The sequence below is a fragment of the Lacihabitans sp. CS3-21 genome, from assembly GCF_024343675.1.
GTDB lineage: Bacteria > Bacteroidota > Bacteroidia > Cytophagales > Spirosomataceae > Leadbetterella.
In genome coordinates, this window is sequence record NZ_RJUD01000097.1 from 330,890 (window position 1) to 343,096 (window position 12,207).

Annotated in this window: 10 protein-coding genes; 6 read left to right on the plus strand and 4 right to left on the minus strand. The window is 37.1% G+C overall.

The window, feature by feature from the left end:
* Positions 1-155 precede the first annotated feature (155 nt).
* The 3 genes from EGI24_RS16055 to galK are packed head-to-tail and all read right to left on the minus strand — an operon-like array spanning position 156 to position 5,513.
* A complete protein-coding gene (locus EGI24_RS16055; RefSeq protein WP_255049527.1) occupies positions 156-2,639 on the minus strand; it encodes a bifunctional UDP-N-acetylmuramoyl-tripeptide:D-alanyl-D-alanine ligase/alanine racemase in 2,484 nt (827 codons plus the stop codon).
* A gap of 27 nt (positions 2,640-2,666) precedes the next feature.
* Positions 2,667-4,289: a glycerol-3-phosphate dehydrogenase/oxidase gene (locus EGI24_RS16060; RefSeq protein ID WP_255049533.1), complete on the minus strand. Its 1,623-nt coding sequence runs from the start codon at positions 4,287-4,289 to the stop codon at positions 2,667-2,669.
* Complete coding sequence (gene galK / locus EGI24_RS16065) at positions 4,290-5,513, minus strand: galactokinase (RefSeq protein WP_255049534.1); 1,224 nt, start codon at positions 5,511-5,513, stop codon at positions 4,290-4,292. It abuts the gene before it with no gap.
* 257 nt (positions 5,514-5,770) lie between these two features.
* On the opposite strand from galK, the gene ccoN reads away from it, so the two are divergent.
* The 6 genes from ccoN (at position 5,771) to EGI24_RS16095 (ending at position 11,687) form a co-directional block, all read left to right on the plus strand.
* On the plus strand, positions 5,771-7,942 hold the full coding sequence (gene ccoN / locus EGI24_RS16070) for a cytochrome-c oxidase, cbb3-type subunit I (protein WP_255049537.1): 2,172 nt from the start codon (positions 5,771-5,773) through the stop codon (positions 7,940-7,942).
* Positions 7,942-8,166: a CcoQ/FixQ family Cbb3-type cytochrome c oxidase assembly chaperone gene (locus EGI24_RS16075; protein ID WP_310586096.1), complete on the plus strand. Its 225-nt coding sequence runs from the start codon at positions 7,942-7,944 to the stop codon at positions 8,164-8,166. The genes ccoN and EGI24_RS16075 overlap by 1 nt, the downstream gene beginning before the upstream one ends.
* 23 nt (positions 8,167-8,189) lie before the next feature.
* Positions 8,190-9,002, plus strand: coding sequence for a cbb3-type cytochrome c oxidase N-terminal domain-containing protein (locus EGI24_RS16080; RefSeq protein ID WP_255049538.1), 813 nt, complete (start codon positions 8,190-8,192; stop codon positions 9,000-9,002).
* A 93-nt stretch (positions 9,003-9,095) separates the two neighbouring features.
* Complete coding sequence (gene ccoG, locus EGI24_RS16085; protein WP_255049540.1) at positions 9,096-10,520, plus strand: cytochrome c oxidase accessory protein CcoG; 1,425 nt, start codon at positions 9,096-9,098, stop codon at positions 10,518-10,520.
* Between the two features lie 24 nt (positions 10,521-10,544).
* Positions 10,545-10,982: a FixH family protein gene (locus tag EGI24_RS16090; RefSeq protein WP_255049541.1), complete on the plus strand. Its 438-nt coding sequence runs from the start codon at positions 10,545-10,547 to the stop codon at positions 10,980-10,982.
* A 3-nt stretch (positions 10,983-10,985) separates the two neighbouring features.
* Complete coding sequence (locus EGI24_RS16095) at positions 10,986-11,687, plus strand: sulfite exporter TauE/SafE family protein (protein ID WP_255049542.1); 702 nt, start codon at positions 10,986-10,988, stop codon at positions 11,685-11,687.
* Between the two features lie 53 nt (positions 11,688-11,740).
* Here the strand turns inward: EGI24_RS16095 and EGI24_RS16100 are convergent, their stop codons facing one another.
* The gene (locus EGI24_RS16100) at positions 11,741-12,178 is read right to left on the minus strand and encodes a hypothetical protein (RefSeq protein WP_310586097.1); all 438 of its coding nucleotides are present in this window, start codon (positions 12,176-12,178) and stop codon (positions 11,741-11,743) included.
* Between the last annotated feature and the right edge of the window lie 29 nt (positions 12,179-12,207).

Here is a 12,207-nt window from a genome sequence, read left to right on the forward strand (position 1 = left end):
AGTGATTAAGAAATGAAGGTATTGGATAGTCCAAATGTTCTTAATCCCTTAATGTTCTTAATATTAAAAAAAAAGTATTTATTTCTAATAAGAATATTCATGTTTTTTTGAAACATCATAAATATTTAAATGAACTTCTTTAAAGGTTGTAAAACCTACTCATGATAAAAAACTCGCTTCACTCTTTCGCTTACACCAGTTAATAACTCATAGGGAATCGTTCCGATGGCAGCCGCTAAGTCGTTGATATGTGGTTTTTTGCCAAACATGATTACTTGGTCACCTTCTTTGCAGGAAGTGTTACTGACGTCAATCATGGTCATGTCCATACAAACATTTCCAACAACCGGGCATAACACATCATTTACCAATACTTGGCCAACACCTCTGCTAAACCCTCTGTCATAACCATCTGCATATCCAATAGCCAATGTCGCAATTTTTGATTCTTTGTCAATAATTCCTCTGCGACTATATCCAACTGTTTCACCTTTGCTTAGCTTTTTTATTTGAGAAATGGTGGTTTTTAGTGTACCAACTACCTCTAAAGCATTGGGCTCAATTCCCGAAGATTCAATGCCGTATAAGCCAATTCCCAATCTCACCATGTCGTATTTTGCTTCTGGAAATCTTATAATTCCTGCTGAGTTACAAATATGACGTAGTGGTTTGTAATTTAGTTTCGCAGTGATTTTTGAAGATAAAAGATCAAATTGAGCGATTTGTCTTTTTGAAAAATCAATATGTTCCACCTCGTCAGCACCCACCAAATGACTAAAAATAGAGGCAATTTCTACATTTGGCGTTGCATTTATTTGTTCCTTTAAAGTCTCCAAATCTTCTTCAATAAATCCCAGTCGATGCATTCCTGTATCTAATTTCAAATGTATTTTTGAAGTAGAATGGGGATAAAGATTGGTTTTGAAATGTAAATAAGCCTTTAAAGTTCTTAGACTATATATCTCTGGCTCTAGGTCGTATTCAAACAACTTGTGGTAGGTTTCAGGGTCAGAATTCAAAACCAAAATGGGTAACTTTATACCGTTTTGTCTCAAAACTACGCCTTCGTCTGGGTAGGCTACCGATAGATAATCAACTCTGTGATACTGCAGCCAACTCGCCACTTCCATGCTTCCGCTACCGTAAGCAAAAGCTTTTACCATGACCATTATTTTGGTTTGATTGCCAATTTTATTTCGGTAATAATTGAGGTTGTGGGTCAAAGAATCAAGATTTACCTCAAAAACGGTTCCATGAACTTTCATGACCAGTTTATTGACGATTTTCTCAAAAGCAAATGGTCTGGCTCCTTTTACCAAAATCAAGGAGTTGCTCAGATGTTCAAAATTGAACAAACTCAAAAAATCTAAAGTATTTTCATAAAAGAAGCTATTTACATTAGAAGCACTTGAAAAAAACTCTTTTTGGTGGAAAAACTTAGGACCAATACCAATCAAAATACTGATATTTTGTGATTTAATTAAATCTCTTAGACTTTGGAGAAGTTCGGTTTCTTGTAAGCCTGATTGAAGTATGTCGCTCACAATCAGTACTTTTTGGCGTTTGGTGTGGTGCTGGCTCATAAAATTAAGTGCCATTTTTAATCCACCCAAATCGTTGTTATAAGTGTCGTCTATAATATAGTTGTCGTTGGTTCCTTGTTTCAGCTCAAGCCTCATCGCTATTGGTCGAAGCAATTTGAATTTCTCAAAAAATGCGACTAAATTGATTTTCGATTGGGAATTGAGGTACAATCCAGTATATGCACAATGCACGGCATTTTCAATAGAAGCATTGTCGGTAAATGGTAATTCAAAATCGTAACTTTCGCCGAGCCAGTTTATTTCTATTTGTGTGCCCGTTTCAGTCAGCTGAGTCTCCACCCAGTTTTCTCCAATTCTATTTCTAGACCAACTAATGAGTTGAATATTAGGATTTACTGCCTTTAAAAGAATGGCCAGTTCTTCGTTGATTTCTTTGTAATCTTTACAATAAACCAACACTTTTGACGACTTGAAAAGCCGAAGTTTTTCGGTGATTTTTTGTTTTAAGCTTTTAAAACCTTCATTGTGAGCAGGGCCAATATTAGTAAAGATGCCGATTTCTGGTTTTATAATATTTTCCAGATTCTGCATTTCATTTTGCAAAGAAATACCAGCCTCAAATATTCCCAAATTGCTCTTTTCGTTCATTTCCCATACAGAGAGAGCAACTCCTATTTGTGAATTATAACTTCTTGGACTTTTAACAATTTCAAAATCAGATTCTAACAAAAAGTGAAGCCACTCTTTTACAATAGTTTTGCCATTGCTTCCCGTTATACCAATGACAGGATATTTGAAAAGTTTTCTTTTATCAGCAGCAAGATTTTGTAAGGCTTTGATACTGTTTTGGACTACAAATGCCTTTAAATCAGGATTTTCTAAAAACGCTTTTAAGTTTGGGTCGTTGTTTACTACTTCATTTTCTACCACAAATTCCTTAATGCCTTTCTCAAAAAGTTGTTGAATAAACTGATGACCGTTATGCCTTTCGCCTTTTATAGCAAAGAAAATACTGGAGGCAGGGTCTGAAAGAAACCTGCTGTCAGTTAATAGTATTTTGCAATTGGTGGTTATTTGATCGGTCTCAATTAACATTATTATCTTTAAATTTTTAGGTTATATTTAGTTGGAAGCAACAGATTTAAAATGATTTAATAAAGCTTTATAGGCTTGGATTTCCATTGTTTTTGCTTGTTCATCCCATCCAATTTCTTTGGCCATCAAATCTGTTACAGATTCTAGTGATTCTAAGCAGGCGTTCCAGTCAAGTATTTCCCACCGAGTACGTCTGGCAAAAATGTCTCTAGGTTTTTGAGCCATTTCATTTTGACAAGCATAAATTACTTCTGCTTTAATAAAAGGATAATCCAAATGTAATTTAGAAAGAAGTTCAGGCCTTTGTTCGATTAGATTCAGGATTTTTGGAGTTTGATCTCCGTAACTTCTTATGAGATGTTCAAAGCATTCTAGTGGAAAGTTTTCAGGCCTTTTTATTTGAAAAATGGTTTGGCTTCCCAATAATTTAAAATCTTTGGTTTTACATCCATTATTATTTTTCAAAACCTCACATATTGCATCACAAGTATCCTGAGCCATCAGCCTGTAGGTAGTCCATTTTCCACCCAGAAGACTTATTAAACCTGATTCTTCGTCTATTTCAACTTCGTGATCGCGAAGGAGTGTTTTGGTGTCGTTGGGGTTTTTCTTTTTGGCAGAAATCAATGGTCTAATACCTCCAAAGCCACTTTTTATTTCATTTTTGTTGGGAATGGCTTTCAAATATCTTTCCGCCGTTTCTAATAAATAATCGATTTCTGAATTGGTTAAAAGCGGTTCCTCGTTTAGATAATCATATTTTGTATCCGTTGTACCAATCATTATTTCCGATTGAAATGGAATCACAAAAACCAATCTTCCATCTTTGGTTTTGGGTATAAGCAGGGCTTTTTCTCCCGCAAAATACTTTTTTGGAATAACGATATGAACACCTTTGGAGGGTTTAATTCTACCTTCCTCAGTTGGATTGGCCAAAATGCGAATATGGTCTGCAAATGGTCCAGTACAGTTTACAAATAGTGTGCTTTTTATTTCAAAATATTCACCATTAATCACGTTTTTTAGATTAGCCCCAATGATTTTGTTCGATTTATCTTTCTCAAAATCAATGAGCTCTAGGTAATTGGCAGTAGCCACGCCTTGCTGATGTGATGTTTGCGAAAGTGCCAACGCAAATCGGGCATCGTCAAGTTGCCCATCATAATACATGACTGCACTATGAGCTTTTTGTGTGATATCTGGACTCCCTAAAATCATTTCCTTTTTGGAGAGCCATCTTGCAGCTGGAAGTTGGTCTTTTGAGGCAAACCAACCATACATTTTTAGGCCGATGGTATAGTATAAGCCTTCAATAAAACTAAATACTGGAGTAATTATGCCTAAGGGGCGAGACAAATGTGAGCCATTTGAGAGTAAGTATTTTCTTTCGGCCAAGCCGTGTTTTACTTGCTTAAGTTGACCAAAATCTAGGTTTTTAAAGGCTTGTTCCAAATACCTAACGCCTCCATGAATCAGTTTGGTTGATTTAGAAGAAGTTTCACAGCTAAAATCGCCTTTATCTATGAGAGCAACCTTTAAGCCTCGCAAGGCTGCGTCTAAAGCTACACCAGCACCGCTGGCTCCTGCACCAATTACGCAAACATCGAAATGTTCGGTTTTGATTCTTTCTAAGTTCTCATTTCTGTTCATTTAAGCTATTTTGTGAACGCCCTCGCTCAGGTTTGCCGTATAAATTTCTGGATTTATGCCAAATTTGTGAAGGTAAGCTAATTTTATTTTTTCTCTAAAATCTGCCTCTGCCTCTTTCTTAATGAGATTTAAGGTGCAACCACCAAAGCCGCCACCCATCATTCTACTTCCTAAAACGCCTCCTATTTTACGTGCTTCAATTGCCAAAAAATCAAGTTCAACACAACTTACTTCATACATTTTACTCAGTCCCTCGTGCGTTTGGTTCATGATTTCTCCTAACTTCTCAAAATCATGCTGTTTTAACGCTTCTGACGCCAACATCACACGTTCTTTCTCATCTAAAATATATTTGCATCTGTTGTAGGTGATTGGGTCAATATCAGCTTTGATCTGCTCCAACTGCTGAAAATTGGCATCTCTGAGGGTGTTTATGTTTCCAAATTCTTTGCTCAAGGCTTCCACTCCTTTCTGGCATTGATTTCTTCTGACATTGTATTCAGTATCAGCAAGGTTGTGCTTTACTGCACTATTTACTAAAATAAACGTATGATCTTTAAATTCTGCCGGGATATAATCGTGCTCAAGTTTTTGACAATCTAGCCTTATTACGTGATTTTTTCTGGAAAAAAGCGAAGCATACATGTCCATTATTCCGCATTTTACACCTACATAATTATGCTCAGTGGCTTGTGCGATTTTAGCCAATTGTAATAAACCAAGGTTGAGTCCGAAAATTTCATTTAAGCCAAAACCAAATCCTGCCTCTACAGCCGCTGAAGAGGAGAGACCTGCACCATTCGGAATGTCTCCACCGAAACAGACATTTATACCTTTGTCAAAATAAAAACCTTGTTGATTGATTTCTAAAATTACCCCAACTAAGTGGTTCGACCAGTCATTAGGTTTGTTTATTAAATTATTAATGTTGTCAGCCTCAAAATAGCTTTCTAGGTCAATGGCTGATATGCAAAGTTTTGAATCCGCTCTTTTTCCAATGCTAAAATATATGGCTTTGTCGATGGCAGATGGCATTACAAAACCATTGTTATAATCAGCATGTTCACCAAGAATATTAATTCTACCTGGAGCTTTTATTTTTATTTCAGATTTTTTTCCGAATAATGAAAGGTATCTGTCTTCTATTTTTCCTGAAATGTCCAAAGGAATAATGTTTGATATTATATAAAATACAAATTTTGCTAAAAAAGCAATAGCGTTCATTATTTCACACTAAGTTTTTATGTAAAAAAATGCTATTGATAATAAATTAAGACACTTTGAATATTTGTGAAGTCGAAATTATTCCAATTATTCAAGGATTTCTGGATTTTCAATTTTCATTCTTCAGTTTGCCTTTTGAAAACTACTTTCCAAAACATGACTTAAATCATAATAATCAGGTTCATTAATCATGTTTTGAGGGTACCCTAGCTTATAATTTTGAGGTGTTAAAAAGTTTACAAATCAAATTAACAGCTATGCGTTTATTTACCAAACCACTATTAAGCTCTTCCAGCTCAGATTCATCGGGTGCATTAGAAGGTTTTTACTACGATAACAAGATAGTGAAAGCCTTTATTATTGTTACGGTTATTTTCGGAGTTGTTGGAATGCTTGCCGGCCGAACAGCCGCTTTGCAGCTATTTTGGCCTGCTGCAAACTTAAATCTCCCATATACTACATTTGGTAGATTGAGGCCATTACACACCAATGCTATTATTTTTGCCTTTGTGGGCAATGGTATGTTTGCAGGGGTTTATTATTCAACACAAAGGCTTCTCAAAGGTCCTATGTTGAGTCCAATTTTAAGTTGGATTCACTTTTGGGGATGGCAATTGATTATTGTTGCAGCGGCAGTTTCATTGCCTTTAGGTATTACCACTGGTAAAGAATATGCTGAATTAGAATGGCCCATTGATATAGCCATTACATTGGTTTGGGTAGTTTTTGCGATAAACTTCATAGGTGCCATCATAAAAAGAAGAGAAAGACACATGTATGTGGCTCTTTGGTTCTATATAGCTACCATCGTAACTATCGCTATGTTGCACATTGTCAATTCATTGGCTTTGCCAGTTACTTTGTTTAAAAGCTACACATTATTCGCTGGTGTTCAAGATGCTCTTGTGCAATGGTGGTATGGGCACAATGCGGTTGCATTTTTTCTTACTACTCCGATACTTGGTTTGATGTACTACTTCTTACCAAAAGCAGCTAATAGACCAGTATATTCTTATAAATTATCCATCATTCACTTCTGGTCATTGATTTTCTTATATATCTGGGCTGGTCCTCATCACCTGTTATATACTTCACTTCCCGATTGGGCTCAAAGTTTGGGTACAGTTTTCTCAGTAATGTTGCTTGCTCCATCTTGGGGTGGTATGCTGAATGGACTTCTGACGCTAAGAGGTGCATGGGACAGAGTGAGAGAAAATCCAGTTTTAAAATTCTTCGTAGTTGCTGTAACGGCTTATGGTATGTCCACTTTCGAAGGTCCAATGCTTTCTTTGAAAAACGTAAACGCCATATCACATTATACCGACTGGACCATCGCCCACGTACACATTGGTGGTCTTGGATGGAACGGTTTCATGACTTTTGGTATGTTCTATTATCTAGTACCAAAAATGTGGAGAACCAATTTATATTCAGTGAAATTGGCGAATGTCCACTTCTGGTTAGGTACATTAGGCATAGTTTTTTATGCTCTACCCCTTTATTGGGCTGGTTTTACACAAAGTTTAATGTGGAAAGAATTCACAAAAGACGGTTTCTTAGCTTATCCAAACTTCCTAGAAACAGTTACCCAAATATTGCCTATGTATATGGCGAGAGCCTTCGGAGGTACTTTATACTTGGCGGGCACCTTGGTTATGGTTTATAATTTGATGAAAACTGCTGGAACTGGGGAGTTCTTAGCCCACGAATACGACGAAGCTCCAGCTTTGAATCACAAACTAAAAGTAGGCGGTGCATTCCATACCATGTTAGAGCGTAAACCAATATTGTTTACAGTTTTAGCTTTCGTTGCGGTATTGATAGGTGGAGTTGTTGAGTTTGTTCCAACGTGGTTGATTGACTCTAACATTCCAACTATTGCCAGTGTAAAGCCATATACGCCGCTTGAGCTTGAAGGAAGAGATATTTATGTAAGAGAAGGATGTTACAACTGTCACTCTCAGATGATTAGGCCTTTTAGGTCAGAGACAGAGCGTTATGGCGAATACTCTAAATCAGGTGAATTTGTATATGACCACCCTTTCCAATGGGGATCTAAACGTACTGGGCCAGATTTGCACCGACAAGGTGGAAAATACCCTGACTCGTGGCACTATAACCACATGTTGGAACCCACTTCCATGTCTCCTGGTTCTATTATGCCAGCCTACCCATGGTTGTTTGATGATGAGTTAAACACCACCAACACGGCCACAAAAATCAGCACAATGCGTACGTTAGGAGTGCCATATGAGGAAGGTTATGAAGACCAAGCAGTGGCAGACCTCAATGAACAAGCGGAAGGGATTTCTAAAAACTTAGCTGATGCCAAAATAAAGGTGGGCAAAGAAAAGGAGATTATTGCCTTAATAGCTTATCTGCAAAGAATGGGTACAGATATTAAAAATGAAGCTACAGCATTAAAATAATGAGAAAACGCACTCACAAAACTGTGAGTGCTAAACTAAATAATATTATGATTAAGAACTCGCTTGCTTCCATTTCCGATGTGGCCATTTATCCAGTCATTTCGCTCACCATTTTTGTTGCATTTTTTGTTTTGTTAGGTTATATGGTTTTCAGGGCAGACAAAAAATACATCAAGCACATGGAGGAAATGCCACTCACCGACGAAGTTTATCAAAAGGATTAAAAATATTGTAAACCAAATAAATTATGGACTTATCATTTAAAACAGGAGAGGAATTGTTCCAGTTTATATTGCTGGGAGTTCTTCTTATTTTCACAGTGATTTTGTTTATAGTAGTCATGAATATTTTCATGCTATTAAAGAAACTAAATCTGGGTGCAAGTGGCTCGGCAGCAGCTGATGCTGTTGAGGAAACTAGCTTTTGGAAAAGTTTGACCAACGCCGTGCCAATCGCAAAAGAAGAAACGGTGTTGTTGGATCACAACTACGATGGCATACGCGAGCTAGATAATCACCTACCGCCTTGGTGGTTAGGTTTGCTTTATGGTTCTATTGTGTTTGCGATTGTTTATCTGCTCAATTACCACGTATGGCATTGGAGTCCATCACAAGAGCAAGAGTATACCATAGCTATGGACGAAGGCAAAAAAGAAGTAGAAGCCTATCAGGCAAAATTGGGAGAGAGCATTGATGAGAAATCAGTAAAAGTATTGGCAGACGCTAAAACGATTGAGAATGGTAAAACCATTTATACCGAAAAATGTGTGGCTTGTCACGGTGCTGCAGGTGAGGGTGGTGTAGGGCCAAATCTTACAGACGAATATTGGCTACATGGTGGTACTATCAATGATGTTTTTGGTGTAATTAAAAACGGTGTGCCTGAAAAAGGAATGATTTCTTGGAAAGCTACCCTTAAGCCTGGGCAAATTCAGGAAGTTTCGAATTTTATAATGACGCTGAAAGGTACAAATCCTGCAAATCCTAAGGCTCCTCAAGGAGAGAAAGTAGGAGATGTAGCGGCAGCAACTACCAGTGGAGATTCAACTCAAGCTAAATAATAGTTGCACGCAAACGAAAAAGACTTATTTCTTGATTCGTCAAGAAATAAGTCAATTTCAAATTTCGATTGGAATAAAATATAAAAAATAATCATGGAAAATATCGATGATATTTACAAGTATGCCGACAGCGAGCAAGATGAATTTAGAAATACACTTGCCACTGTGGACAAAGACGGAAAAAGAATTTGGCTTTATCCAAAAATGCCCAAAGGAGCTTTCTTCAACAAACGCATAATTGCTACAATCGTATTCTTGGCGGTATTTTTATCTGCTCCATTTATTAAAATAAACGGTCTTCCGCTGATTATGATGAATATTTTCGAAAGGAAATTTGCCATCTTCGGCCAACTTTTCCTTCCACAAGATTTTATCATCTTTGGTTTAGGCATGATCACCTTTGTAGTTTTTATCATTCTGTTTACGGTTACTTATGGTAGGATTTGGTGTGGATGGTTATGTCCTCAAACGGTATTTATGGAAATGATTTTCCGCCCAATAGAGGTTTGGTTAGAAGGCGAAGGCCGCACACAAAAGAAATTTGACGAAGCAACTTGGGACTTTAACAAAGCGTGGAGAAAAACACTCAAGCACGTTATTTACATTGCTTTTTCTACTGTTATTGCCCACTTTACCATGGCTTATTTGATTGGTATAGAGGGAGTAAAGGAAATAATTACTAAACCCCCAACAGAAAATCTTTCGGGTTTTATTGGCCTAGTGGTTTTTACAGGTTTGTTCTATTTTGTTTTTGCAAAACTTCGTGAGCAAGTTTGCGTAGCCATTTGTCCTTATGGCCGTCTGCAAGGCGTATTAGTTACCAAAGATACGATGACGATCATTTATGACGAAGTTAGGGGTGAGCCAAGAGCCAGAATTTCGAAAAAAGATGTACCAACAGAGGCAAAAAAAGGAGATTGTATTGACTGTGGACTTTGTGTTCAAGTTTGCCCTACCGGTATCGATATTCGCAATGGTATTCAACTGGAATGTGTCAACTGCACTGCCTGTATAGATGTATGTGATGAGGTTATGGTGAAAGTTGACAGACCTAAAGGATTGATAAGGTATGCTTCGGTAGATACCATTAAAAACAATGTACCATTTAAGTTTACGATCAGAACTTTAGCTTATACCTTGGTATTGGCGGCTTTGGTTTCTGTGGTAGGTATATTGCTGGTCAACAGAAGTTCGGTAGAAACTACGCTCATGCGTGTTCCTGGGCAACTTTACCAAGAAAATGGCGACAAAATCACGAATTTGTATAATGCTCAAATGGTAAACAAAACGAACACCGACAAAGTGCTGAATATTACCATCAAAGAACAAGGTGCTACGTTGAAGTTTATTGGGCAAAATCCAATAAAAATAAAGGCCGGCTCAAAAGCCGAAGTGGTGTTTTTTGTGGAATTTCCAAAAGACAAAATTACCAAAAGGTCAACGCCAATCAAGATCCAAATTATGGAAAATGATAAACAATTAGAGGAAGCCAAAACAAATTTTCAAGGACCTAATTGATTAACAATATAAATTTTTAAAGCTATGAACTGGGGACACAAAATCGGACTCGTTTATGTAGGATTCGTTGTTTTTATGCTCACATTGGTTGTTTTGTGCATAAAACAAAAAGATATTTTTTTGGTAACAGAAAATTATTACAGCGACGAATTGGCGTATGAAACTCGCATTCAGAAAGTGAAAAATGCCAATGCATTGGGCAAAGATTTGCAAATTTTGGTAAAAGATGACGTAGATAGCGTCTACTTAGATTTGACAAAACAATCTATTGGCTCTACCGGATCTGTGGTTTTTTACAGACCTTCTAGTGAAAAAATGGACTACAAAATTCCGATGAATTTAGACTACAACGGCCAACAAAAAATATATACAGGCAAACTGGCCGATGGCCTTTGGACTGTAAAATTGGAGTGGGAAAAAGCTGGTCAGGAATACTACAAAGAAGAAAAAATACAATTGTAAGCCATGCTTTGGTCAGCTTTTTTGTTGGGTTTGGTTGGTAGTTTGCATTGCGTAGGCATGTGCGGACCTCTTACTTTGTTGTTGCCCAATGATGGTCAGTTTTCTTCGAAATTCGTTTTTGGGAGAATTTCTTATAACCTAGGTAGAGTAGTTACCTACTCAATATTGGGTGCTATGGCAGGTTTTTTTGGCGAAAAAGTAAGCTTTTTTATTAGTCAAAAAACGCTCTCCATAATTTTCGGAATTTTGGTGTTGGCTTATGTACTGTTGCCTTTTGCTTTTAAGAATAAAATCTCTAATCCAAATATACTCTATCGTTTTTCAAGTATGTTGAAAGGTGCTTTTGCAAAGTTATTTAAAAGCAAATCTTTTCTCGCTCAGTTTTCTTTCGGATTGGTAAATGGACTATTGCCTTGCGGAATGGTTTATGTGGCTTTGGCAGGGGCTTTTTTGGCGACTAATTGGTCAGATGCAGCCTTGACAATGATGCTCTTTGGTTTAGGAACAATTCCACTTATGCTGCCAGTTAGCCTAGGAATGAGCCAAATCAGGAAGATTTTAGGATCACATTTTAAAACTATAATAACTTATGCGTATGTTTTACTTGGTGCTTGGCTTATTTTTAGAGGCATGGATTACGATATTCAAAGTCTTTATACAGCTCCAGGACAAGAGTTAAGTACCGATTGTGTGACAATTCACTAAAACAAAAAAAGGAGCGGAAAGCTCCTTTTTTTAAATTCTATGTCAATCGGACATTATATTGTTGAAGCAGTGTCTGTAGGAGTAGTTATCGGGGCCGGAATTACTTCCGCAGGAACTACAGGCTCTACTCTTTTAGGTAAAAACAACACATCTATAATGAAATACTTAGTGTCACCATTCCATGGGAATTTTACAAATTTTTCATGATAAACTAAGGTTACTCTTTCCCCCGAAGATAAGGCTGTTTTAAGTTTAGCAACTACAGAGTCTTCTTTGGCAGAAAAATCCCAATATCTTGGGGTCAGCGTTCCTGTTTCGCCAGAATAGCCGCCTTCATTTAACACACCTTCATTTGTTTTGAAGATATAACCTCTTTCACTGAGTTTTGAAATTGTTCCTGCTCTTTCTCCAGAGGAGAAATAACCAGTGCTTATGTACCAGCCCACCAGAGCCAGAATTAATAGGATGATGATGAGAATTAATTTTTTCACTTGTTTTGATTTATTTTTCACAAAACAAG